Genomic DNA, 22,021 nt, shown 5'->3' with positions numbered 1-22,021 from the left:
CGATGCGCACGGTGGAGCTGACGGAAGAGGAAAAGAAGGAGGGCTTGATCGCCTTCAAGAAGTTCGAGGCGATTGGCGACTCGGCCTTCGGGACGTACCTCGGCAAGGAGACGAAGACGAAGACGTTCCGGGCCGAAGAGGGCCCGAAGCAAATCACCGAGTATTTCTTTTGGAACAGCAAGGACGGCGAGTTCAGCATCACGCCTCCGCTGGACCTCGAGCGTCAGCTCAAGAAGGCGATGAAGCCCGAGAGCGAAGGCGGCTTCGGCCTCAAGCCGTTCGACGGGCGGCATCCGCATCTCTGCAAGATGACGCATAACGCGGTGGTGCCGACCAACAGCAGCAGCATGAAGCTGTTCAAGCTGGGCGTCGACACGTCGCCGGAAATCCCGGCTGAAATCATCGCGAAGATCCCCGTCAGGTCCTTCGCCGGCACGCCCGCCCCGGCCCCCACCTCCGCCGGCCAGACGCAGCGCCCGCCGCCCCCGCCCGACGACATTCCGTTCTGAGCAGTCCGCCGCAGCAACCATCGACGTAACCAATCACCAGCACAGGAGAACTCCCCATGAAGTCCAAGATCGAGCAGGGCGCGGAGAACCGCGAGAGCGTGTGGAAGGCGACCAGCAAGGTGCCGAAGTCGACGGACGAGATCGTCGAGGCGACGGGACTGGCCAAGGCCACCGCCGCGCGTCACCTCCGCAAGATGGTGCAGGAGAAGAAGTTGACGCAGTTCGTCGGTGCCTATGACAAGCGCGTCGCCACGTACGCCCGCGACTGAGTTGCACGCGTGGCCCCGGCGACACGGGGCACATTCGAGATTGAGGACAGGCGTCCCTCGCGACTAGCCGCGTGACTCGGGTTCAACTCCCGGCAATCTCTTGCAGCGGCACCCGACAGGTCCCTTAGTAAGTCCCGACGACGTTTTCAGGCGTCGTTAAAGCGACGACTGCGCCTCTTGCCGGGGGCGCAACATCGGCGCCAGCACAGGGGCCATGACCTCGTGAGACATCGGGCGCTCTGGCGGGCGCGTCGGGTGCCGCTGCGCTTTCGTATCTACCCCGGAGGTCTCCGTTGAATCTCAGCATCGCCGACCAGGTGCGCCTGGCCTTTCAGGTGCAGAACCGCACAGCCGCCACGTGGGGCGCCGTTCTGGGCGCCCTGCCCCCGCTCTCTGCGTTCGCCTTCTCGCACTTCGGGCTTGGCGCGCTCGACACATGGCGCGGCTGGCTCGCCGCCGTCTTCGTGCTGGCCTGCCTGTTGTTCAGCGCCCCCAAGGTCTACAAGTGGAGCGCTGCGGCGTTCGGCGCGTCTCAGTGGCCGCGCGCGGAGGCCGTGGGATTCGTCGTGCTGCTCGAGGGCGCCATGACGCTGGCGGACCACTCGGTGCCAGTGCTCGCGGCGGTGTCGTACGTGTGCCTCGTGGTGCTCGTGTGCATCAACTCCGTGGTGACCGGCGTGGCGCTGGCGCTCGACCAGAAAGCGACCCGAGCAGCCGCGCGTGAGGAGCAGCGCAACCCGGACACGCTGTCGCTCGTGTCAGCGCCTCCGGTGGTGCCTCTGGCCGTAGTGAAGCGCGCGCCCCGGCGCACCGCGCGCCCGGCACGGAGGGCGGCGAAGCGATGACCCCCGTCTACATGTGCCTCTTGGGCCTCCTTGCTACCCTCCTGCTACGCGTCCGCCACCGGCGCGCGGTGTCCCGGTGGTGGCGCACGCGGGCCTGTCCCACTCCGGGCTGTGTCGGACGCCTTCCGGCTGAGCCGCTCCACAAGGGGGACAGGTACGTGCCCGAGCAGTGCGATGTCTGTGAGCAGTGGGTCAAGTGGGAGTACAGCGCGACCTCGCGCAGCGGCTACATCCGGGTGACGCCACCGGACGAGGAAGTGACGCGATGACTTCCGAGCAAGCTGTCCGCGACGCCCTCGCGCATGTGTCGTTTCAGAACTGGACCTTTCATGTCGACCACGAGGAAGGCACCACGTTCATCCGGGTGCGCTTCCTGGTTGATGGCGCCGAGCAGCACGGCCGGAAGTGGTTCGTCTCGCCGGACGCGACGCCGAGCGACATCGTTCGGACCGCGTTCATGGCGGTGATGACCGCCGTCGAGCACGAGGCGCGTGAGCACTTCGCTTACAAGGGCTGGGCCATCTTTGGCCCTCACTACGACGTAGAGACGTTGGTTGCCTGCTGTCACGAGGGGAGGGTCGCATGATGGGCATTGGCATCGTGCTCGCCATCTGGGGCGCCGCGCAAACGGCCGACGCTGAAACCCGTGACGACCTCCTCGGTGGTCTCGCGCTCGCTGCGCTGGGCGCCGCCCTCATCGTCGCTGAACGTCTGCTGGGAGTGGGCTCATGAAACACCACGACCTCAAGACGTGGCCGCCGTACTTCCAGGACGTCATGACGGGCGTGAAGTCATTCGAGCTGCGGGAGAATGACCGAGACTTTGCAGTCGGCGACACGCTCTGCTTGCGCGAATGGGACCCGCAGGTGAGCCAGTACACCATGCGGGCGGTGACGCGGCGGGTTGTGTACGTCCTGCCCGGCGGCGCCTTCGGCCTCGCCTCCACGCACGTCATCCTCGGCCTCGGTTCGATCTAACTCATGCCCGCCCAGACGCTCCGCGAGTACCAGCGCACTGGCATCCGCCAGATCCTCGACGCCTACAAACAAGGCGCGCGGAGCGTCCTGGCTGTGTCCCCCACCGGCTCTGGCAAGACGACTCTCTTCGCCCACCTGGCGGCGCAGCTCGACGCGGGTGGCAAACGGAGCCTCATTCTCGCCCACCGTCGTGAGCTCGTCGAGCAGGCGTCAACGCGCCTGCGCGAGTTCGACGTCCGGCACGGACTCATCCTCGCTGGCACGCCTCCCTCTCCTGGGGCTCGCGTGCAGGTAGCCAGCGTCCAGACACTCACGCGCCGCGCGCTTCCGCCCGCTGATATCGTCATCCCCGACGAAGCTCACCTCTCCACCGCCGCAACGTGGACACGCATCCTCGAGGGCTACCCCCACGCGCGCATCCTCGGCGTCACCGCGACACCCTGGCGCCTCGCGGGCAAGCCTCTGGCGGGGGCGTACGACGCTGTAGTCGTCGTGGCCACTCCGCGCGAGCTCCGCGAGCAACGTCACCTCAGCGACTACGTCGGATTTTCCTACCTGGCGCCGGACCTCAGCGGTGTCGAGACGGTGGGCGGCGACTACAACGAAGCGCAGTCCGCTGCGGCCATGTCTCAGTCGCTCATCGTCGACAACATCGTTGAGGAGTGGCTCAAGCACTCCGCGCGCCTCTCCACGGTGGTGTTCGCAGTCACCGTCGAGCACTCGCGCCAGCTTGTCGAGCGCTTCCGCTCCGCGGGCGTGAGCGCCGAGCACCTGGATGGCACCACGCCGCTCACTCAGCGGGAGGGCATCATGCGTCGCGTGGCGTCCGGCCAGACGCGTGTGCTGTCCAACGTGGGCGTGTGCATCGAGGGCCTCGACATCCCTCGGCTCAAGTGCTGCGTGCTCGCGCGTCCGACGAAGTCCCTGGCCCGCGCCATCCAGATGATGGGGCGGGTGCGCCGCCCCTGGCGTGAGGACGGACGCAAGGTCGACGCGGAGCACCCCAGCGTCGTCGCGCGCATCCACGACCACGCGTTCATCATCCGTCAGCACGGGCTTCCCGACCAGGACCGAGACTACTCGCTGCACGCCAAGCGCGAGGCCCCGCCGTCCCTCTCGACGTGCCCGCAGTGTCTCGCGATGTATGACGGCGCGCGATGTCCGTCGTGTGGCACCGAGAAAGAGCCCGAACCGCTCGGCGAGCGCGTCATCCAAACGGTCGCCGAAGCGGAGCAGTACGAGTTCACCAGCGCGACGGAGGCCGCGCCCGACGCGGAGCCGGCACGGCCAGACAAGCCCCCCGTCAAGGTGCGTTGGGACACTCTCGGTCGCAAGGTGGAAGGCGTCCTGATTCGGAAGTGGCAGGAAGACGCGCCCTGGGGTGGCAAGCAATGGCACTACCTGTTGCGCGGCCCGAAGCGGGACTACGACGTGCCAGGGGCGGCGCAGCTTGACAAGCAAATGGCCAAGGTGGCGGCTGGTGTCCTGGTTTGGATCACGTATACCCATGACACGCCATTGCCGGACAGCAAGGTCCGCCGCGAGTTCAAGGTTGAGGTTGATGATGGAGAGCCGGAACCGCAAGGTGAATGCTACTGTGCAACCACGCCGCGCCCGCCGTGCGGAGTCTGCACCCCGTGAGTCAGAGGCGCATATCCAGGCGGCGATCCTGCGCGCGTGGGGCGCACACCCCCGGCTCCGAATCGCTCGCATCAACACTGGCGTCGGCTGGTTCAACGACAACGGCCCATGCCGCAAGACGGACCCGGGCGCTCGCATGGTGCGCTTCAATCCGCCAGGCACCGCAGACATCGTTGGGCTGATTGCTCCGAGTGGACGGATGCTGATGATTGAATGCAAAGACGAGCGCGGTCAGCAGCGCGATGACCAGAGGACCATGGGGCGCGTCGTCGCCATGTTCGGCGGCCTCTACATCCTCGCGCGCTCGGTGGATGATGTGGATCGTGCGCTCGCCACCGTGGGGGTGACGCGGTGAAAGCCGCCATACTCCTCGCTCGCCGTGGCTGGGCCGTGGTGCCCCTGCATTCCGCGCGTGCTGATGGCTCGTGCTCGTGCTCGAAGGGTGCCACCTGCAACAGCGCTGGCAAGCACCCGCGCCTCCTGGAGTGGGGAGCCGAAGCCACCAATGACGAAACGGCGATTACCGAATGGTGGCGCGAATGGCCGGACGCCAACCTCGGCGTTGCCACCGGCGAGACATCCGGCTTTTTCGTTCTGGACGTCGACCCCGACAAGGGGGGCGACGTGTCCCTCGCGGCGCTCGTCGCCGAACACGGCCCGCTCCCCGTCACCACCCAGGCGACAACGGGGAGCGGCGGATCGCACTACCTCTTCGCTCTGCCCGAAGGCCGCGTCGTCACCAACAGCGCGGGCAGGGTGGGCCTGGGGCTCGACATCCGCGGAGACGGTGGCCAGATCGTTGTAGCGCCCTCGCGATCCGCCAAGGGTATGTATCGCTGGGTCGCCGGCCGCGCACCGTGGGAAGTCGAACCCGCGGATGCACCAGTGTGGTTGCTTGGCAGGCTGAGCCATGTCCAGAACACAGAACATGGACGCGTTCTGGCGACGGATCGGGGCTACTTCCCCGCGGCCTCCCCGGAGGTGCTCAACGCCGCCCGCGAGGCGCTCGAGTTGCACGGCCCCGCCATCGACGGCCAGGGCGGTGGCCTGCACACGTTCCAAGCTGGCGCGCTGCTGCGTCACGACTTCGCTTTGACCGAGGCCGAGGCGTGGCCCCTCATGGTCGAATGGAACAAGACGTGCGTCCCGCCCTGGGAGCTCGAAGGCGGCGACTCGCTGCGCGTGATGCTCAGTCGCGGGGACAAGTACGGGTCCCTGCCCTACGGCAACAGGCGAAGCCTTGACGCACTGGAGACGGTGCGCAAGGTAGTGTCCGACTGGCAGAGCGCGGGGGGCGGCGACGAGCCCATGCTTGCGATGCTCGAGCAGGTCCGCCCCATCATCGCGGGAGTCGCCGACCCGGCCCGCCGGGAGCTCATCACGCGCGAGCTGACCGCGGGGACAGGGCTCGCAGCGTCGAAGCTCGGCCTGCCGAAGTACAAGGCCGAGTCCCAGCCGACGAAGCAAGGAGAGATTCGCGTATCGACGGACGTCCATCGCGTCGCGGACGAGTCGCTCGCGGCCATCGCCCCGCGGGTGTTCGCGCGGAACGGCGTGCTCTGCGAAGTGGTGCGCGCCGAGCGCACGTTCATCAATGACTTGGAGCCCGCGGGCATCGTTGACCTCATGAGTCGGTCGGCGAAGTACGTTCGTGTCGACGAAAACAAGGGTCTCGTCACTCAGGCAGCACCCAAAGACGTCGCCACGATCCTCCATGCGCGCAGACGCCACGAGGGCGTGCGCGTGCTCGAAGCCATCACCACCGCGCCCGTGTTCTTGGCTGACGGCAGCATCCTCCAAGAGCGCGGCTACAACGCCCAGGCACGCCTCTACCTTGAGCCTGAGATCACGGTGGACGTGACCGAGTGGCCCTCGAGGGGCGATGCCCAGGCCGCGGTCGCCCAGCTTCGTGACCTCGTCTGTGACTTCCACTTCTTGACGCCCGCGGACTTCTCCTCGTGGCTCGCCGCGCTCCTTACCCCCCTGTGCAAGAGCGCCATCGGCAACGCGCCAGCTCCGCTGGTCTGCATCTCCGCCGCAGTGCCCGGCTCGGGAAAGACGTTCCTCGCGCACATCATCGGACGGATCGTCACGGGCGCCTCTGCGGACATCCGTCCGTACAACCCGCGGGACCCTGCCGAGTGGGGCAAACGCCTCACGTCGTTCGTCAAGAGCGCGGCGCCCGTCAACCTCTTCGATGACGTTAATGGGGCCATTGGCGACGAAAGCCTGGACAGGCTCATCACCGCCACGTCCTGGAGCGACCGGCAGCTCGGCGGCAATGACGCGCCTCCACTGCCCGTGGTGGGCACGTGGCTCGCCAGCGGCAACAACATCGAGCCCCAGGGCGCCACGGTGCGCCGCGTCCTCATGGTGCGCCTCAACGTCCTCGAGGAGCGCCCCCAGGACCGCACGGGGTTCAAGCACGGGCCCAACCCGGACCTCCATGCCCTCGCGCACCGCTCGGCGTACCTGAGCGCCGCGCTGACAATCCTTCGGGCATACCACTGCGCATCGCGGCCAGACCAGCGCCTACCCTCGTGGGGCAGCTTCGGGCCGTGGTCCGACCTGGTCCGCGGGGCGCTCGTCTGGGCGGGCTGCGCGGACCCCTACGAGACGCAGCGCCGCGCGACGTTGGAGCTCCATGACACGGACCATGACACCCACGATTGGTGGATGGGTGTCATCCAGTCATCCGACGGAACGCCCGGGTCCATCTGCCTCACGGCCAACCAGCGCGACGCCCAGGGGCACCTGGGGGCCCGAGAGCAGCTCGCGCCCATTCATCTCAAGCGGTTCATCAGCCGCTTCGTAGACAAGCCCCGCGCGGGCCGCGCCATCCGCCGCCGCAGAGACACGGGCCGCGGCATCACCACGTACGCCGTCGAAGCGCTCACTTGATCTTCGCAAGCTCGAGCGGTAGCAGCCTGGTCATGCCACGCGCGAACACCTCTTGCCCGCGCGTGAGCGCTTTCGTCGGCGTCTTCCCGTCGTGCATGGAGTCGGACACGCGGAGCCCGAGCTTGTGGCCCATCGGGTAGCGTTTCTTACCGGGCCGCTTGAACACGCCCGGCCGCTGACGCTTCGCCCCTTGCGCTCGAAAGGCCCCCTTGATGAGCACGCGCTTTCCGCGCTGCACCTCGAGCGAGACGCCCTTCTTCGTTTGTCGTGAAGGGAACTCACCGAGAGGGACTTCACGCCCGGACACCGGCATGCGCCATTCCATCTCGTCGAGCTTGCGCGTCTTGGGGTACTTCAGCGGCATCGCCTTGGCGGCGAGGTAGCCGGCGCGGATGCGAATGCGCTCGCGCGTTTCGCGCTTCGCCTCCGCTCGCACGGCGCGCATCATGTCGATGCCAGCCTTGCGCGCTGCCGCGGCGAGCGCCTTCAGCGTCTTCTTCTCCTTGAGGTACGCGGACGATTTGCTGTCCCAGGTGACGCTGAATTCTTTCGCCATGCGCCCGAGTGTATCGGGCGCCAGCGAGTCGAAAAGCCGCCCTCAATGCCAGTAGGGGGCTTCGCCCACCCAGGCTGAGGGCACGTCACACCAGCGCTCAAACACAGGACGTCCGCGAACAGGTGTCACGGCGCCTTGGGCGGGATGCCAGCCCTCGCCGGGGACATACACCTGCCCACGGTCGTTTGTCAGCACGCGACGGACCTCAGACCCTTGCGATTCGTATGCCAGTTGGACGCTCATGCGCCTACCTCCATCGGGGTATGGCGCGATACTAACAGAACACAGATCGTGGATGCAACGCGACCATCCAGAGGAAGTGCAGAACACGGATCGCTTGACATCGCTAGCAGTGACGTTAGATTGGTGTTCATCGGCGGCGGGGAAACACCCCGCGCCGGACGAAGGGGGAAGCCGTGGCGACGCCAGAGCAGCTCAAGGAAGTGAGAGAGAAGCGGGAGGAATTCTTTCGGGAGCGGCCCGAGTTCAAGGTCTACCAAATCAGGCGGACGCTCGAGGGGATGATCGAAATCCACACGAAGTGGGAGCAGCCGGACGTCGCCGAAGTGCTCCAAAAGCTCCTGAACGAGCTGACCACCAACTGAACCAACGGGCCCCGGTTCATCACCGGGGCCCTCACCCCCGAGGAATCATCACATGGTCTACGCAATCCAGATTCGCATCCACGGCTCGTGGCGCACGGTGGGCACCTGCAACACGTTGGACAAAGCGGAGGTCAGCAAGGTCAACGCGTCGAACTCGTACGACCTCCCTGCTCGCATCAAGGAGTGCGCCAGCGAAGCGGCTGCCTGGACGTAGTCCCACCACCTACCAGGGGCGCCAGCACGGGCCCCTCTGGAGAACGCCAATGCGCCGTCGCGGCTCTCGCCTCCCTACCACCCCCATCCCTGACCGCGAGCCACCTCACGAGGTGGCCCCGTGTATGTCAGCAACGATGGTCCAGAACGAATCAGGCATGGGCCGGTGCAGCGGATGCGGCCTGTCACGCACAGAGTTCTGCGAGGTTGCTTGTACCGCCCACACCCACGCGCCCGGATGTCTGTTTCATTAGCCGCCCGCCGGAGCGCATCCGGCCCATGCAGCACCCAACGCAACACCAGCCGTAGGAGACCGTATGACGACCGACTCGATCACCACCGCCAACACACAGCAAAACAATGAGGCCCAGGAAGCGGAGGCAGACACTCGCGAATACGACGGCATTTGCCAGTGCCAGAGCCCTGACATGACCTTCTGCCCTTTCCATCTCAGCGGCAACTGAGGGCCCCTACAAGCGCACCACACGAAGCCCGTCTAGCTCGCCCTTCGGGGCGGGCCCTCTCACTCCGTAGCCCGAGGTGTGTATGTGGAATGATAAATGGACCGTCAAGATCGGCAGTCGTGAAGTCACCCTGTGTGGCGCGCTCGTCGCGAAGCTCGTGACGGAGGGTGCCGAGGTGCAGCGCGTCGAAGGCGAGCGGTGGCGTGCCGACGGCACGGGGTTGCTCTCGCCCACCGACGTGTCCGCCATCGCTCCGGTTCGCGGCCTCACGCCGACGGAGTGCGACGAGCACGGACGCCACTGCCCCTAAAGCAGAGGCCCGCCAATACCCCCACAGGGGGATAGCGCCGGCTGCCCCCGTGAGGCAAACCCAACCTCAGAAAGGTGCAACAACGTGGCGACAAAGAAAAGACTGCTCATTGAGGGGCAGATACGAGTCGATGACAAGGGCGAGAGAGTGCTGATTGGCTATCAGGCACCTAACAAGCTCTGGCCCTACTGGTGCGTTCGTGCCGGCGCCTGGTATCGCCGCGAGCCGCGGACCGAAGCCGTGCTCTTGAGGCGCTACCCGAAGGTTGAGAGTCGGGGAAACGCCGTCCCGACAACGCGCGACGCCATGGACCTGGTCCAGGAGACCAAAGCGGCTCGCGAAAGAGCCAGCGTCCTAGAGCGTCACCGTCACGTGCTCGCACAAGCACTCCTGAGCATCCGTCGGGCGGAGCGCCGGCCCCACCCGCAGAGCGACACGTGGATCGGTCTGCTCGTGCACAAAGACGCGTGGGCGGGGGTCGAAGCGGCGCTCACGGAGGCCGGAATCAACGCGCAGTCCGACTCGGTCGCCGCGTTGGTCCGCGCATTCGGAGAGTCGAAGTGATGGCCTCGCGGGGGTTGCCCGCCCCCGCCTCGCCACCACACACTGCGCAGATGGAACCGTGCAAAGCGATGGGCCGTGGATGGCGGTGCGAGCGCAGGGCGAAGACCAAGGGGTACTGCGAGGCCCACTACATGCAGCAGCGGCGCGGTAAAGAGCTGGCGCCCATACAGGACCCGGATGCGCGCGAAGAGCAGACCGTGCGCCACGTGGCCCTCCCCGCCGAGTGGGACGCTCTCCTGGTCTGGGACGCCGAGCAGCAAGACGGCGGCAACGTCAGCGCGTCGTACCGGAGAGCGCTCAAGTCGAGGGTCGACGCGCTGCGCAAGCGGAGAGATGCTGCCGGGACTTGACATCACTAGCAATGCTGTTAGTTTTCGTTCCGCCAAACCACACGCGAGGTAGACCATGGACTACAGCGATCACGTCGTCGAAGTGCATCCGTTCGAGATCTTTCCCCGGCACGAGGTGCGCGACGCGGCGCGACTGGAGCGCATCGCGACGTCCATGGCCGTCGACGGCTGGGTGGGTAGGCCCCTGCTTGCCATCGGCGACCAGGGGGTGACGGGATCGCATCGTCTGGCGGCTGCTCGCCGCTTGGGGGTTGAGGTCCCCGTCGTCGTTGTCGACGAGTGCGAGCGCCTGACGCTGGCGCCGCGCGACGGAGGCGCCGACGTCTATTTTGACGGTGTGCGACTGTTCGAAGAAGAGCAGTTCCTCGCGGCGTTCGCGGAGCTGGGACTCGCTGTGGCGGTGTCGCTGCTCAACGACGAGATGGCGGCGAACAACGCTGAGTAGTCACTCCCTCCCTGATGGACCTGATAGGACAGAGCCATGAGCGAAGACAACGCCCCGCCACTGGACCCGGCCTTGAACCAGTGGTTCTCGGACGCCCTTGACGCCACATCGCCGGAGACAGGCTGGCGACGTTCGCGTGATGGAGTACCCTCACCCGAGCCCGAGTATCGAATGGACTTGAGCCCGAGCCTCTACGCGCGATTTACGAATGCCACGCTGGCCCTCCCCTTGGCTGGCCCGCCGCCCCGCAGCCTCCCTCGCCTGCGCGACTGGTCGAAGCGTCCGCCAGCCGATTGAGAGCTGCGCAACATCGTGGCCATGCGATGGTGGCGTGCCTCGTTCCACGTGACGGGAAGCTTCGAGCGCGACCTCCGTCCCCTCCCTGATTGACGTAGCCCCTGGGCGCAGCAGCGAGTGGAGGACGTAGAAATCGACAGCGGCCCGCGAGGGTTTTTCCCCGGGATGGCGTCTTACTCTCTGGAGGGCTGAACATGGAGGCACCCGGAATTGCGTGGGGCGGAGACCGAAGCCCCACGGGCGTCGCGCGAGCCAGGCTGTTGACCTGGCAAGCGACTAGATGGACCGTCGATCTTGACGACGGGAGGGTTGTGGACTGGCCGACGGATGAGCCGGTCCACGGGACGAAGGAAGGCGCGGTGGAGTACGCGCGCAAGCGCTGGCGCTGCGACCGGTAGTTTTTGTTGCCCCGCCGTGATGCCGAAAGGCGTTCCGCTCGCGCTCGCGAGCACAACCACGGAACCCGCCACGCGCGGGTGAGGAATCACCATGCCCATGGACAGAGAGCAAGCGTACGCGAAGATGCAGGCCCGGGGTTATGTCTCCTGCACGGAGTCCGAGGCGAGGGCTGCACGAGAGGCCGGGAGAGCCTTTGGCGTGGCGTGGGCCTACCGTTGGACGTGCCCCAGGGACGACCACTTCGAGTGGTACACCGACGAGTCGATCAACACCCTTCGGGGGTTCCCCCAGATGGTTGGCGGGGCGAGCGGGTGCAAGACGCTGCACGACTTCATGGACCGATGGGAGCCGGGGCGACTCGGCATGTTCGATTGGTTCGCGGTCCCTGCGGCGGCCTGACATGGGCGACCTCGAGCTTGATGCGCACGTGCGTGTGGTCGCAGTGGCGCTCAAGGACGCCCCGGCGCACCGACATCCAGACGCGCGTGCCGCATACGTCAAGGTAGCGAACGCGGCGCAGTCAGCGCCCCAGCTCGCAGCCGCGCTGAGGTTGACAGCACGCCGGCAAGACGAAGGCCCTTGCTGGTGCCCACACGCCGGGCCAATCCACGGAGAGCACTGCCGGGCCGCCCGTCGAGCTTTGGCGACGTTCGACGCAGGGTAGGCCACTTTCACGGGCGCCATGCAGCCAGGTGGCGCCCATCCTCCCTGATTGACGCGGGCCCTTGGGCGCGGCAGCGTGCGCCCATGCGGACCCTCTCAGGCGTGCAGTCTTCTGGAAAGCTGCACATCGGCAACTACTACGGCGCCATTCGCCAGTTCGTCCAACTGCAGGACGAGAGCGAAGCCTACTACTTCATCGCCAACCTCCACGCGCTCACCACCGTTCGCGACCCCAAGCTCGCGCTGGAGCTCACGCGCGAGGCCGCGGTGGCGTACCTGGCGCTGGGGGTGGACCCCAAGAAGGCCGTGCTCTTCCGCCAGAGCGACGTGCGCGAGGTGCTCGAGCTCTACTGGATCCTGGGCACCGTGGTGCCCCACTCGAACCTGGAGCGGGCCCACAGCTACAAGGAGAAGGTCGCCAAGGGCATCAGCCCGGACTTCGGCCTCTTCGCCTACCCGGTGCTGATGGCCGCGGACATCCTGCTCTACAGCGCGGACGCCGTCCCCGTGGGCAAGGACCAGATTCAGCACGTCGAGTTCGCCCGCGACTGGGCCGTGAAGTTCAACACCGAGTACGTGCCGGGCTATGACCCCGCGGACCCGGAGGGCAAGGAGCGGGGCCACGCGCCCGGCCTCCTCAAGCTCCCCTCCGCGCGCATCCAGGAGTCCACCCAGACGGTGCCCGGCGTCGACGGCAAGAAGATGTCCAAGTCGTACGGGAACACCATCGAGCTGTTCGCGGACGAGAAGGAGATCAAGAAGCGCATCATGTCCATCAAGACGGACTCGACCCCCGTCGATGCGCCCAAGCCCGTGCCCACGGGCTTGCCCGTGGGCACGTCCATCGCCAGCGAGGTCCCCCTCTACGACCTGCTCAAGCTCCTGCTGCCCGAGTCGGAGTTCAAGGACGTGGACGCCAGCTGGAGGGCGGGCGGGAAGGGGTACGGCGACTACAAGAAGAAGCTCCTAGAGGCGTACCACGTGGCCTTCGGTCCGGCCCGCCAGCGCCACGCCGAGCTGGTGAACGACCCGGCGGAGCTGGAGCGCATCCTCAAGGATGGCGCCGACCGGGCCCGCGCCGAGGCGACTCGTTTGATGGACAAGATTCGCCGTGCGGTGGGCGTCCCCTAACCCACTAGGCGCCAGAACGACTGGGCCGGCCGGCCGAAGCGATCCTCTCCGCTGTCGGCCCCGGACACCCTCCCCCGCTCCAAGAGCCGCTTGAGGGCCATATGCGCGTCTCTCCGCGTCAGCCCAGCCTCTGAGGCAACGGTGGCTGTCTCGTATCGCGTCTCTGCGCCCTTCGTCCGTGCTGTGATGCGTTCCATCGCCGACACGCAGAGCTGCTCATGCTTCGTCAAGCCGCCCGCGAGCCGCCCGCGCGTATTGGGCTGCTTGGCCGCCCACGCCTTGAGCTGTGCTGAGGTAGCGGTCGCCAGGAATGCGCGCACGCAGAGCTCGGACAGAGCCCCCTTTGTCGATCCTGCCGTTTCAGCCGCCTGCTCAAGCGCCGAAATCGTGCTCATGTCCCAATCGAACGAGACAGATTTTTTGCTCATGCCGAAATCCTCTAGCAGATTTCAGAACACATAGCAAGTTCTGCACGTTTGCAACCCCGCGAAACTACGTACACAGCACGCGGGAAGGGCTCCCCTACTCTCTATAGAGACCTACTATGTATATGTATATGTATATATTCTAGATAGAATATAGATAGAGATAGTCTCCCCCATAGGGGGATAGAGAGGAGAGTAGTAGTAGTAGTAGTAGTAGACAGGTGTAGTAGTTACGGGGTGTTAGCGAGATGTGTGCTAAATGCTCCCACGGGAATACACCTAGACGATTTCTACACCTACACTTGTCTATACGGCTAAGTGCCCGTATCATCTAGAGAGCCCCCGCCTGACTCCGACAGAGAGACAGACGGCCCACATGTCGTACCCAAGTAATTTCAAGCACTTAGCGCGACCACATGCAGGCACATAACATACATATACCTACCTATGCCTACATGGGTCCCTTTGTCCCACCGGGTGGGTGAGGGTGCGCAGAGCGCAGAATCGCGCTAGTTTTCAATGATTTCTGAGGGTTACCCTGACCCCTCCCCCGGGGCATGACTCTTGCGATCCGAGGTCCTAGGATCTCGAGCATGCCCCCTCGCTCCCCTCCCTCCCCCGTCTTCGGCCCGTCTCTCTCACCCTGGGGGCGCCAATGACGTGCATCATCCTCGGCTTCCTTGGCGTAGTCGCAGTGGCAGCGCTGACCGCTGGCATGCGCAGTACTGCGCGAGGAGTGGACGGCTTGACAGGCGCGGTGAACAAACTCAACCGCAAGCTCGATGAGAAGCTAGACAAAGACAAACGGTAGGCGGCGGCTTCTCGCCCCTGGTATCTCGTGGTACCAACGAGATGTGCAGATACCAGAACACGGACACGGCGTTCTGGCGCCCTCTGACCAGGAGGTGGGCCATGTAGACAGCGACGAGCCGCTGTCAATCCGCGCGTACGCCAAGCACCGCGGGTGCTCACACGTAGCGGTGCTGAAGGCGATCAAGCGCGGGCGTCTGGTGAAGTCGATCACACCAGACAAAAAGGTCATCCCCTCGATTGCTGACCGCGAGTGGATAGAGAACACGGACCTGACTCGCGCACCGCAGAGGGCGCCCGAGATCCAGGTGACCGCGGTCATTCCTCCCGAGCCGGCCCCGTCGGCGCCACCCGTGAGCATCAACGACGCCGCCTTGCGCCAGAAGCACTGGCAGGCGCAGCTTGCGGAGCTCAAGTACCGCAAGGCCGCGGGAGAGTTGGTCGAAGTCGCGCAGGTCCGGCACCACCTCGAGGACGTGTTTCGGCAGTGCCGGACCCGGCTCCTCGGCTTACCGACGCGTATCAAGCAAGGCCTCCCCCACCTGACCGTGGCAGACCACGCCCTCGTGGATGCGTACATCCGCGAGGTGCTCGAGCAGCTCGCCGCGGGGGAGGCGCTACCGTGAGCGACTACGCCGACCCGGGAGAGGTGGTGCGCGCAGCGCGTGCCGCCTGGGCGCCGCCGCCGAAGCTGACGCTCTCGCAGTGGGCTGACGAGTACTTCTACCTGTCCGCGGAGTCGAGCGCGGAGCCTGGCCGTTGGCGCACGCTTCCCTACCAGCGCGGCATCATGGACGCCTTCACCGACTCGGCGGTGTCGTACGTGTCCGTGATCAAGAGTGCACGAGTTGGATGGACGAAGATCCTCGGTGCGCTGATCGGCTACTGCATCCATCAGGCGCCCGCGTCGATTCTTCTGGTGATGCCCACCGTCGAAGACGCGAAAGGAACGAGCAAGGAAGAGATCGCCCCGATGATTCGGGACTGTCCCGTGTTGACTCCGCTGGTCCACGAGGACGCGGACGTGGCGGCCACACGCGAGGGCAGCAACACCATCCTGCACAAGCGCTATCCGGGCGGCGTGCTGTCGCTGGTCGGCGCGAACAGCGGCACCGGTTTTCGCCGCATCTCGCGCAAGGTGGTGCTGTTCGACGAGGTCGACGCCTACCCCGTCGAAGCTGGGCGAGACGGCGACCCCATCAAGCTCGGAACGAAGCGCACGGAGTACTTCTGGGATAGAAAGATCGGCGCTGGAAGTACGCCGCTCATCGCCGGATCTTCGCGCATCGCGGAGCTGTACGAGCAGGGCGACCAGCGGCGCTACTTCGTCCCCTGCCCCCATTGCGACCACATGGCACCGTTCGTATGGCGCGGCGACGGCGGCCACGTGATGACGTTCGACAAGGAGAAGCCCGACGAGGCGACTTTTACGTGTCAGGCCAACGGGTGCGTTATCGAGCACAAAGACAAGCGAGCGATGGTTGAGCGCGGCGAGTGGCGCGCCGCGAAGCCGTTCGCAGGGCACGCGTCGTTTCACATCTGGACCGCCTATTCTTATTCTCCCAACGCTTCGTGGGCGCAGCTCGTGCGCGAATTCCTCGAGGCGAAGGACGACCCCGTCAAGCTCAAGGTGTTCGTCAACACCGTGCTCGGCGAGACCTGGGTTGAGAAAGGCGAAGCTCCCGCGTGGGAGCGCCTGCTGGCGCGGCGGGAGCAGTACCAGATCGGCATGGTGCCTGCGGGAGTGGAGGGCCTCACCTGCGGCGTGGATGTTCAGAAGGACCGGTGGGTGTATGAAGTGGTGGGGTGGGCACTCGACAAGCAGTCGTGGAGCATCGACGCCGGCGTCATCATGGGCGACACCGCCAACCTCGAGGAGTGGGCGAAGGTCGACGCCCTGTTGGTCCGTGAGTTCCCCACAGCGGCGGGCGGAACGATGCGAGTGAGAACACTCGCAGTCGACTCGGGATATCGGACAAATACCGTCTACAACTGGGGTCGGAATCATCCGTTCTCTCGCGTCATCGCGGTCAAAGGCGTTGATGAGGCAAAAGTCATCATCGGCGCCCCCACCGCGGTAGATGTCACCGAGGGCGGCAAGCGCATCGCACGCGGCTACAAGGTCTGGCCCGTCGGAGTGGACATCGCGAAAGAGGAGCTCTACGGGTGGCTCGGCCTATCGTCCCCCGTCAACGGCGCTCCCTTCTCGTCCGGCTTCTGTCATTTCCCAGAGTACGGCGAAGACTACTTCAAGCAGCTCACCGCCGAGCAGCTTGTCACCTCCACGGACAAGAAAGGGCGTGAGGTCCGCGCATGGCAGAAGTTGCCGGGTCGCGAGAATCATTGGCTCGACGCGCGCATCTACGCCCGTGCCGCGGCTATGCGACTCGGTCTCGACCGGGCGCGTCCGGCGTCGCCACCTAGCGAACCAAAGCCATAGCAGACTCGGCGGGGTGACAACTTTTTGGCGAGTGATAAGGGACTGAGATGGCTTGGACTGCTGATGACATTGCGAAGCTACGAGCAGCGATTGTTGCCCTTGCGTCCGGCTCGGCCGTGCAGTCCGTGACGTACAACGGCCCACCGTCGCGCTCGGTGACATACAAGCAGGCCAACCTCAGTGAAATGCGTGAACTGCTCGTCGAGATGGAACGCTCGGTCTCCGGCGGTCCGAGATACATCCGACTCGGAACCTCCAAAGGGCTCGACTCATGATGAACGCCCTCGACAAATTCACTGCGCGGTTCGCGCCACGCTGGACGCTCGAGCGCGTCCGCGCGCGCATGACGCTCGATACTGCCGTCCGCCACTACGAGGCGGCGCAGCAAGGGCGCCGGACGTCTGGCTGGGCGCGCAGCCGCGGGGACGCCAATGCCACGGCGGGCTCAGCGCTGGCTGAGCTGCGCATGCATGCACGAGACCTCGAGCGCAACTGCGGCTGGGCGCGCCGCGGCTTGAGCGTCATCGCCGGCAACACCGTGGCGTGGGGCATCGTCCCCCGTCCGAAGCACGCGCAGGCGAAAGACATCTCCGTGTTGTGGAAATCGTGGGCTGAGTCTCTTCGGTGTGAGTCCGGCGGGCGGCTGACGTTCTACGGGCTTCAAGAGCTTGTCGTTCGCTCGGTCGCGCGGGACGGAGAGATCCTCATCCGCAGGCGCCCGCGCCGCCCCGAAGACGGACTCGCCGTGCCGTTGCAGCTGCAGGTGCTCGAGGCTGACTACCTCGACACCGCCAAGGACAACCTCACTGGTGAAGCCGGAGGCCCGATCATCCAGGGCATCGAGTATGACAAGCTGGATCGTCGCGTTGCCTACTGGCTGTTTCCGGAGCACCCGGGAAGTGCGCGGAGCGTCGGGCAGTCAAAGCGCATCCCCGCGTCCGAGGTCGCGACGATCTACCTTCCTGAGCGGGCGGGCCAGGGCCGCGGAGTCTCCTGGCTTGCGGCGTCTGTGCTCGACCTCAAGGATTTTGACGAGTTTGAGGACGCGGAACTTTCGCGGCAGAAGGTCGCGGCGATGTTTGCCGGATACATGACGGACGCGGATGGGGTGGGTGGGGGCGCGTTCGGCGAGTCCGACAAGAAGGACCCTCTGACCCAACACATCCAGCCAGGCACGATCTTGTCCCTTCCGCCCGGGCGACAGGTGACGATGGCCAACCCACCCTCCGTGGTGGAAGGGACGTTCGCCCAGCGCCGGTTGCGCAAGGTGGCCGCGAGCTGGGGCGTCACGTACGAGGACCTGACGGGCGACTACAGCCAGGTCAACTACTCGAGCGCGCGCATGGCGCGCGTCGCGCACTGGCGTAACGTGCACCGGTGGCAGTGGCACATGGTGGTCCCCCAGTTGTGCCAGGTCGTGTGGGGCTGGTTCATCGAAGCCGCGGCGCTCGCGGGCCTCGCGCCGGAAGGTGTCGAGGCCGACTGGACGGTGCCACCCATGCCGATGATTGAGCCCGTGCAAGAGGGACTCGCGTACAGCCGGCTCATCCGCAACGGCGTCTTGACGCACGCCCAAGCGATCCTCGAGCAGGGGCGCGACCCCGAGCTGCATTGGGACGAGTACAGGGAAGGTCTCGACGAGCTCGACAAGCGGGAGATCTGGCTCGACAGCGACCCGCGGCGTACCAGCGCAGCCGGTCTCACCCAGGAGCGCGCCGGCCTGAACAAGGGCGGCGACACTTCGGAGGAGGGCGGCTAGACAGAACGCAGAACACCCGTATTGTGTTCTGCATGAGTTCGACTTCCCAGACGCGCGAGATTGGACCGCTGTCGATGCGAGCCGAGATTGTCCCCGGCTCGCTGAACGACCAAGACCGCACCGTCGAGGTCATCTGGACGACTGGGGCACGAGTGCTCCGCTCGACGTGGTGGGACGGTGATTTTTACGAGGAGCTGAGTCTCGACCCGAAGCATGTCCGAATGGAGCGCTTCCAGTCCGGTCGCGCCCCTCATCTCATCGGTCACAATGGATGGGACCCGGACGCGCACGTCGGTGTCCTTGAGTCAGCCGCGCTCGAGAAGAAGCGCGGCGTCGGCAAGCTGCGCGTATTGAAGGACGACGAGCAGGCCGACAAGGAGTGGAACAAGATCCGCCAGGGTATTCGAACGAGTTTCTCGGTCGGATACCGGGTCTACAAGTACGAGAAGACGGAGGCGGGCGAGGGAACCATCCCGGTTTATCGCGCGGTCGACTGGGAGCCGTACGAGGTGAGCTCAGTCCCCATGCCGGCGGACATCGGTGCCCACACGCGCAGCGCCACCGACCGTGGGGCCCTGAACCCCTGCCAGGTCATCAACGTCACCCGCGGCGAGCCGCCGCAGAAGGAGCAGCACACCATGTCGAAGGAGAACCCCCAGGCGGCGCCGACCGATCAGGCCGCCACGGCGCGCGCGGCGACCGAGGCCCACGGCGCCCAGGTGAACGAGGACCAGGTCCGCGCCGCCGAGCGCGAGCGCATCTCGACCATCCAGGCGCTCGTGCGCAAGCACGGCGTGGACGAGGCTGTCGCCGCCAAGCTCGTGGCGGACAACGCCACCGTCGAACAAGCTCGCAAGGCCGTGCTCGACGCGCTCGCCACGCGCAGCGACGAAGCGGGCATCAGCTCTCACCAGCGTGTCACCGGCGGGGAGGACGAGAAGGACAAGCGGCTCCGTGGAATGTCGGGGTGGCTGTTCGAGCGGGCCAACGCCACCGAGACCATCGAGGGCGCGAAGAAGAACGCGCGGCTCAGCCGCCACTTCAAGGACGCCGCCACGGACGGCGGCGAGTTCCGTGGCATGTCGCTCGCCGACCTGGCGCGCGAGTGCCTCGAGCGTGACGGCGTCAAGACCCGCGGCATGTCCCGGATGGACATGATCGGGCGCGCCTTCACCCACCGCTCGGGCGGCTACCAGACGACCAGCGACTTCGGTCTGCTGTTCGAGAACGTCATGCACAAGCTCCTGCTCGGGGCCTACGCGACGGCCCCGGACACGTGGCGTCGCATCGCGAAGACGGACACCGTGCCGGACTTCCGCACGAGCAACCGCTACCGCAACGGTTCGTTCGGCGTGCTCGACTCCAAGACGGAGGCGGGCGAGTTCAAGAACAAGGCGATTCCGGACGGCGCGAAGTCGACGATCTCCACCGGGACGAAGGGCAACATCATCGCCCTCACCCGTGAGGCGATCATCAACGACGATATGGGCGCCCTGGCGGACGTCGCGTCGCGGTTCGGCCGCGCAGCAGGGCTCAGCGTCGAGACGGACGTGTACGCGCTGCTGACCGCGAACAGCGGCCTGGGCCCGACGATGTCCGACGGCAACACGTTCTTCCACGCAACCCGCGGCAATATCGGCGCGGCCGGCGCGCTGTCCGTGGACTCTCTCGACGCCGACCGCGTCACCATGGCGTCGCTCAAGGACCAGTCGAACAACGATTTCCTGGATCTGCGCCCGCGGACCCTGGTCGTGCCCATCGGTCTCGGCGGACGGGCGCGCATCTACAACCAGGCGCAGTACGACCCCGACGTCACATCGAAGTTCCAGGTGCCGAACAAGGTCGTCGGTCTCTTCGGCGACGTGCTCGACAGCCCCCGCCTCTCGGGCACGCGCCGCTACATGCTCGTCGACCCGGCCATCGCGGCGGCCTTCGTGGTGGTGTTCCTCGAGGGTTCGGGCGAGGCGCCGGTCATGGAGACCCAGGACGGCTGGCGCGTGGACGGCACGGAATGGAAGCTCCGCATCGACTACAAGGCGCAGGCGTTCGACCCCAAGGGCGCGCTCACCAACGCCGGGGCGTGATGTAGCCGGGCGCCGGGGAGCGCCCCGCCTTTCGAGGCGGAAGGGACTCAGTCCCCTCCCTGCGTAGCACCTGGATCCGCACGCCGTTCGGGGCGGCGCGCGGGTCCTTCTGGTTGTGACGGGTGTGGCCTGGGTGTGCTGTCACGCTGGGCTGGCGGGTTCGACTCCCGTCCGCGACCTTCACCAACGCAGGAGCAAGGTATGAACAACTACAGTCAGCTGGGCGAAACTGTCACTCTCACCGCGCCCTACGCCGTTTCGTCCGGCGAAGGCGCCCTCGTTGGCAGCCTCTTCGGCGTGGCGACTGGCAACGTCGCCAGCGGCGCCGAGGGCGAGTTCCTCACGTGCGGTGTCGTCGTGCTCAAGAAGACGTCCGCCCAGGCTTGGACGCAGGGGGCGAAGGTCTACTGGGACAACGCCGCCCGCGAGTGCACCACGACCGCGTCGACGAACGCGCTGATCGGTTGCGCCCTGTCCGCCGCCGCGAACCCGAGCGCGACGGGCGCCGTCCGGCTCAACGGGGCGGTGGCGTGAGCTTCGCCGCGCAGCTCGCCATCGCTGACGTCGCCGTCCTCGAGCATCTCGGGGAGGAGCAGGACGTCAGGTATGTCGCCAGCAACGGCGCGGTGGCGGACGTGCGCGGCATCTTCGACGAGGCGTACGTCAAGGTCGAGGCTGGCGAGGTGGGGTATTCGAGCAGCGGCCCCGCCGTCTTCCTCCGCACGGCGGGCCTTTCGAGCGACCCTCGCACCGACGACTTCCGCGTCGTGGCGAGAGGCAAGACGTACAAGCTCCGCGAGGCAATGCCCGACGGGATGGGCGGGATCCTCCTGCTCCTGCACTGGGTGGTGTGATGCATCCGCGCCAGCGAATCCGAGAAGCCGTCGTCGCCACGCTCGCCAACCGGACTGCCGCTGGGCCGCGTGTGGTAAAGATGCTGTCGGTTCCGCATCGGCAGTCAGCCCTTCCTGCGCTGGCTGTCTACATCAAGACGGACACCATCGACGACACGGACTCGACGGCGCCGAGAGAGCTCAAGCGCGGCATCTCCCTGGTCATCCAGGGAATGGTCGACCTGTCCGAGAACGTCGACGATCTCCTCGATGACCTGGCCCTTGAGGTCGAGGCACGCATGGGCGCTGACGACACGTTGGGCGGCGCGGTGGATGACTGCGTCCTCAGTCAAACTGAGCTCGAAGTGCTGCCTGACGGAGAGCGCCCAGTCGGCATGTTCAACATGGAGTTCAACGTGACGGTCTACACGTCCGTCGGCGCTGAGGCTGTGGATCCGTTCCGCACGGGTGATACTCAATACAAGCTGAGCGGTGCGGGCGCGCGAGACATCATCCCTATCCCGGAGTGAC

Annotated in this window: 28 protein-coding genes; 26 read left to right on the top strand and 2 right to left on the bottom strand. The window is 66.0% G+C overall.

Annotated elements, in window-relative coordinates:
• The first annotated feature begins 2 nt into the window (after window positions 1-2).
• The 9 genes from MYSTI_RS09630 (at window position 3) to MYSTI_RS40575 (ending at window position 7,142) form a co-directional block, all read left to right on the top strand.
• Window positions 3-509, top strand: a complete 507-nt coding sequence (locus MYSTI_RS09630) for a hypothetical protein (protein WP_144370034.1) — start codon at window positions 3-5, stop codon at window positions 507-509.
• A gap of 56 nt (window positions 510-565) precedes the next feature.
• Complete coding sequence (locus tag MYSTI_RS09625; RefSeq protein ID WP_015347548.1) at window positions 566-778, top strand: helix-turn-helix domain-containing protein; 213 nt, start codon at window positions 566-568, stop codon at window positions 776-778.
• A 293-nt stretch (window positions 779-1,071) separates the two neighbouring features.
• Window positions 1,072-1,623: a hypothetical protein gene (locus tag MYSTI_RS09620; RefSeq protein ID WP_015347547.1), complete on the top strand. Its 552-nt coding sequence runs from the start codon at window positions 1,072-1,074 to the stop codon at window positions 1,621-1,623.
• 265 nt (window positions 1,624-1,888) lie between these two features.
• A complete protein-coding gene (locus MYSTI_RS40585; protein ID WP_015347545.1) occupies window positions 1,889-2,209 on the top strand; it encodes a hypothetical protein in 321 nt (106 codons plus the stop codon).
• Window positions 2,206-2,355, top strand: a complete 150-nt coding sequence (locus tag MYSTI_RS43720) for a hypothetical protein (RefSeq protein WP_015347544.1) — start codon at window positions 2,206-2,208, stop codon at window positions 2,353-2,355. Before MYSTI_RS40585 ends, MYSTI_RS43720 begins: the two co-directional genes overlap by 4 nt.
• The gene (locus MYSTI_RS09605) at window positions 2,352-2,600 is read left to right on the top strand and encodes an ASCH/PUA domain-containing protein (RefSeq protein ID WP_015347543.1); all 249 of its coding nucleotides are present in this window, start codon (window positions 2,352-2,354) and stop codon (window positions 2,598-2,600) included. Before MYSTI_RS43720 ends, MYSTI_RS09605 begins: the two co-directional genes overlap by 4 nt.
• A 3-nt stretch (window positions 2,601-2,603) precedes the next feature.
• On the top strand, window positions 2,604-4,241 hold the full coding sequence (locus tag MYSTI_RS40580) for a DEAD/DEAH box helicase (protein WP_015347542.1): 1,638 nt from the start codon (window positions 2,604-2,606) through the stop codon (window positions 4,239-4,241).
• Between the two features lie 205 nt (window positions 4,242-4,446).
• Window positions 4,447-4,596, top strand: a complete 150-nt coding sequence (locus MYSTI_RS43715; RefSeq protein WP_169558620.1) for a hypothetical protein — start codon at window positions 4,447-4,449, stop codon at window positions 4,594-4,596.
• Complete coding sequence (locus MYSTI_RS40575; protein ID WP_015347540.1) at window positions 4,593-7,142, top strand: bifunctional DNA primase/polymerase; 2,550 nt, start codon at window positions 4,593-4,595, stop codon at window positions 7,140-7,142. Before MYSTI_RS43715 ends, MYSTI_RS40575 begins: the two co-directional genes overlap by 4 nt.
• Here MYSTI_RS40575 and MYSTI_RS09585 read toward each other — a convergent pair.
• Window positions 7,135-7,698, bottom strand: a complete 564-nt coding sequence (locus MYSTI_RS09585; protein ID WP_015347539.1) for a hypothetical protein — start codon at window positions 7,696-7,698, stop codon at window positions 7,135-7,137. The genes MYSTI_RS40575 and MYSTI_RS09585 overlap by 8 nt on opposite strands.
• 416 nt (window positions 7,699-8,114) lie before the next feature.
• Between MYSTI_RS09585 and MYSTI_RS09580 the strand changes: the two genes are divergently transcribed.
• The 9 genes from MYSTI_RS09580 to trpS all read left to right on the top strand — a co-directional run bounded on the left by MYSTI_RS09580 (window position 8,115) and on the right by trpS (window position 13,139).
• Window positions 8,115-8,303 (top strand): hypothetical protein, encoded by a 189-nt coding sequence (locus MYSTI_RS09580; protein WP_015347538.1) that lies wholly within the window; start codon window positions 8,115-8,117, stop codon window positions 8,301-8,303.
• A gap of 52 nt (window positions 8,304-8,355) precedes the next feature.
• Window positions 8,356-8,517, top strand: coding sequence for a hypothetical protein (locus MYSTI_RS43710; RefSeq protein WP_015347537.1), 162 nt, complete (start codon window positions 8,356-8,358; stop codon window positions 8,515-8,517).
• Between the two features lie 316 nt (window positions 8,518-8,833).
• Window positions 8,834-8,980: a hypothetical protein gene (locus tag MYSTI_RS43705; RefSeq protein WP_169558619.1), complete on the top strand. Its 147-nt coding sequence runs from the start codon at window positions 8,834-8,836 to the stop codon at window positions 8,978-8,980.
• Window positions 8,981-9,062: 82 nt separating this feature from the next.
• A complete protein-coding gene (locus tag MYSTI_RS09575; RefSeq protein WP_015347536.1) occupies window positions 9,063-9,290 on the top strand; it encodes a hypothetical protein in 228 nt (75 codons plus the stop codon).
• An 84-nt stretch (window positions 9,291-9,374) separates the two neighbouring features.
• The gene (locus tag MYSTI_RS09570) at window positions 9,375-9,854 is read left to right on the top strand and encodes a hypothetical protein (RefSeq protein WP_015347535.1); all 480 of its coding nucleotides are present in this window, start codon (window positions 9,375-9,377) and stop codon (window positions 9,852-9,854) included.
• A 68-nt stretch (window positions 9,855-9,922) separates the two neighbouring features.
• Window positions 9,923-10,204: a hypothetical protein gene (locus MYSTI_RS09565; RefSeq protein WP_044279425.1), complete on the top strand. Its 282-nt coding sequence runs from the start codon at window positions 9,923-9,925 to the stop codon at window positions 10,202-10,204.
• Window positions 10,205-10,259: 55 nt separating this feature from the next.
• Window positions 10,260-10,649 (top strand): ParB N-terminal domain-containing protein, encoded by a 390-nt coding sequence (locus tag MYSTI_RS09560; protein ID WP_015347533.1) that lies wholly within the window; start codon window positions 10,260-10,262, stop codon window positions 10,647-10,649.
• 792 nt (window positions 10,650-11,441) lie between these two features.
• Window positions 11,442-11,744 carry a hypothetical protein gene (locus tag MYSTI_RS09555; protein ID WP_144370033.1) on the top strand — a complete coding sequence of 101 codons (303 nt, stop codon included), beginning with the start codon at window positions 11,442-11,444 and terminating at the stop codon, window positions 11,742-11,744.
• Window positions 11,745-12,092: 348 nt separating this feature from the next.
• Window positions 12,093-13,139: a tryptophan--tRNA ligase gene (gene trpS / locus MYSTI_RS09550; RefSeq protein ID WP_015347529.1), complete on the top strand. Its 1,047-nt coding sequence runs from the start codon at window positions 12,093-12,095 to the stop codon at window positions 13,137-13,139.
• Here the strand turns inward: trpS and MYSTI_RS09545 are convergent.
• Entirely contained in the window at window positions 13,136-13,567 is a 432-nt protein-coding gene (locus MYSTI_RS09545; RefSeq protein WP_015347528.1) for a hypothetical protein, read from the bottom strand. The two genes, trpS and MYSTI_RS09545, sit on opposite strands and share 4 nt — an antisense overlap.
• A 977-nt stretch (window positions 13,568-14,544) precedes the next feature.
• On the opposite strand from MYSTI_RS09545, the gene MYSTI_RS43700 reads away from it, so the two are divergent.
• The 8 genes from MYSTI_RS43700 (at window position 14,545) to MYSTI_RS09510 (ending at window position 22,020) form a co-directional block, all read left to right on the top strand.
• Window positions 14,545-15,000 (top strand): DUF1441 family protein, encoded by a 456-nt coding sequence (locus MYSTI_RS43700; protein WP_169558618.1) that lies wholly within the window; start codon window positions 14,545-14,547, stop codon window positions 14,998-15,000.
• Window positions 14,997-16,814, top strand: a complete 1,818-nt coding sequence (locus MYSTI_RS09535; RefSeq protein WP_015347526.1) for a phage terminase large subunit family protein — start codon at window positions 14,997-14,999, stop codon at window positions 16,812-16,814. The genes MYSTI_RS43700 and MYSTI_RS09535 overlap by 4 nt, the downstream gene beginning before the upstream one ends.
• A 47-nt stretch (window positions 16,815-16,861) precedes the next feature.
• The gene (gene gpW, locus MYSTI_RS45635) at window positions 16,862-17,089 is read left to right on the top strand and encodes a gpW family head-tail joining protein (protein WP_084668114.1); all 228 of its coding nucleotides are present in this window, start codon (window positions 16,862-16,864) and stop codon (window positions 17,087-17,089) included.
• Window positions 17,086-18,573, top strand: coding sequence for a phage portal protein (locus tag MYSTI_RS09530; RefSeq protein WP_015347525.1), 1,488 nt, complete (start codon window positions 17,086-17,088; stop codon window positions 18,571-18,573). Before gpW ends, MYSTI_RS09530 begins: the two co-directional genes overlap by 4 nt.
• A 32-nt stretch (window positions 18,574-18,605) precedes the next feature.
• The gene (locus MYSTI_RS09525) at window positions 18,606-20,657 is read left to right on the top strand and encodes a prohead protease/major capsid protein fusion protein (protein ID WP_144370032.1); all 2,052 of its coding nucleotides are present in this window, start codon (window positions 18,606-18,608) and stop codon (window positions 20,655-20,657) included.
• Between the two features lie 201 nt (window positions 20,658-20,858).
• Window positions 20,859-21,191, top strand: a complete 333-nt coding sequence (locus MYSTI_RS09520) for a DUF2190 family protein (RefSeq protein WP_015347523.1) — start codon at window positions 20,859-20,861, stop codon at window positions 21,189-21,191.
• Window positions 21,188-21,511, top strand: a complete 324-nt coding sequence (locus MYSTI_RS09515; protein WP_015347522.1) for a head-tail joining protein — start codon at window positions 21,188-21,190, stop codon at window positions 21,509-21,511. The genes MYSTI_RS09520 and MYSTI_RS09515 overlap by 4 nt, the downstream gene beginning before the upstream one ends.
• On the top strand, window positions 21,511-22,020 hold the full coding sequence (locus MYSTI_RS09510; RefSeq protein WP_015347521.1) for a hypothetical protein: 510 nt from the start codon (window positions 21,511-21,513) through the stop codon (window positions 22,018-22,020). The genes MYSTI_RS09515 and MYSTI_RS09510 overlap by 1 nt, the downstream gene beginning before the upstream one ends.
• Window position 22,021: the final 1 nt, after the last annotated feature.

This window comes from Myxococcus stipitatus DSM 14675, assembly GCF_000331735.1.
Lineage (GTDB): Bacteria > Myxococcota > Myxococcia > Myxococcales > Myxococcaceae > Myxococcus > Myxococcus stipitatus.
The sequence above is the reverse complement of the archived record's forward strand: the minus strand, read 5'-3'. Positions and strand labels throughout refer to the sequence as shown.

Bases quoted from the DNA above. Each gene is read 5' to 3' on its own strand.
- MYSTI_RS09630 (WP_144370034.1), top strand. From the start codon at position 3: ATGCGCACGGTGGAGCTGACGGAAGAGGAAAAGAAGGAGGGCTTGATC.
- MYSTI_RS09625 (WP_015347548.1), top strand. From the start codon at position 566: ATGAAGTCCAAGATCGAGCAGGGCGCGGAGAACCGCGAGAGCGTGTGG.
- MYSTI_RS40585 (WP_015347545.1), top strand. From the start codon at position 1,889: ATGACTTCCGAGCAAGCTGTCCGCGACGCCCTCGCGCATGTGTCGTTT.
- MYSTI_RS43720 (WP_015347544.1), top strand. From the start codon at position 2,206: ATGATGGGCATTGGCATCGTGCTCGCCATCTGGGGCGCCGCGCAAACG.
- MYSTI_RS09605 (WP_015347543.1), top strand. From the start codon at position 2,352: ATGAAACACCACGACCTCAAGACGTGGCCGCCGTACTTCCAGGACGTC.
- MYSTI_RS40580 (WP_015347542.1), top strand. From the start codon at position 2,604: ATGCCCGCCCAGACGCTCCGCGAGTACCAGCGCACTGGCATCCGCCAG.
- MYSTI_RS43715 (WP_169558620.1), top strand. From the start codon at position 4,447: ATGATTGAATGCAAAGACGAGCGCGGTCAGCAGCGCGATGACCAGAGG.
- MYSTI_RS09585 (WP_015347539.1), bottom strand. From the start codon at position 7,698: ATGGCGAAAGAATTCAGCGTCACCTGGGACAGCAAATCGTCCGCGTAC.
- MYSTI_RS43710 (WP_015347537.1), top strand. From the start codon at position 8,356: ATGGTCTACGCAATCCAGATTCGCATCCACGGCTCGTGGCGCACGGTG.
- MYSTI_RS43705 (WP_169558619.1), top strand. From the start codon at position 8,834: ATGACGACCGACTCGATCACCACCGCCAACACACAGCAAAACAATGAG.
- MYSTI_RS09575 (WP_015347536.1), top strand. From the start codon at position 9,063: ATGTGGAATGATAAATGGACCGTCAAGATCGGCAGTCGTGAAGTCACC.
- MYSTI_RS09565 (WP_044279425.1), top strand. From the start codon at position 9,923: ATGGGCCGTGGATGGCGGTGCGAGCGCAGGGCGAAGACCAAGGGGTAC.
- MYSTI_RS09560 (WP_015347533.1), top strand. From the start codon at position 10,260: ATGGACTACAGCGATCACGTCGTCGAAGTGCATCCGTTCGAGATCTTT.
- MYSTI_RS09555 (WP_144370033.1), top strand. From the start codon at position 11,442: ATGGACAGAGAGCAAGCGTACGCGAAGATGCAGGCCCGGGGTTATGTC.
- trpS (WP_015347529.1), top strand. From the start codon at position 12,093: ATGCGGACCCTCTCAGGCGTGCAGTCTTCTGGAAAGCTGCACATCGGC.
- MYSTI_RS09545 (WP_015347528.1), bottom strand. From the start codon at position 13,567: ATGAGCAAAAAATCTGTCTCGTTCGATTGGGACATGAGCACGATTTCG.
- gpW (WP_084668114.1), top strand. From the start codon at position 16,862: ATGGCTTGGACTGCTGATGACATTGCGAAGCTACGAGCAGCGATTGTT.
- MYSTI_RS09530 (WP_015347525.1), top strand. From the start codon at position 17,086: ATGATGAACGCCCTCGACAAATTCACTGCGCGGTTCGCGCCACGCTGG.
- MYSTI_RS09525 (WP_144370032.1), top strand. From the start codon at position 18,606: ATGAGTTCGACTTCCCAGACGCGCGAGATTGGACCGCTGTCGATGCGA.
- MYSTI_RS09520 (WP_015347523.1), top strand. From the start codon at position 20,859: ATGAACAACTACAGTCAGCTGGGCGAAACTGTCACTCTCACCGCGCCC.
- MYSTI_RS09510 (WP_015347521.1), top strand. From the start codon at position 21,511: ATGCATCCGCGCCAGCGAATCCGAGAAGCCGTCGTCGCCACGCTCGCC.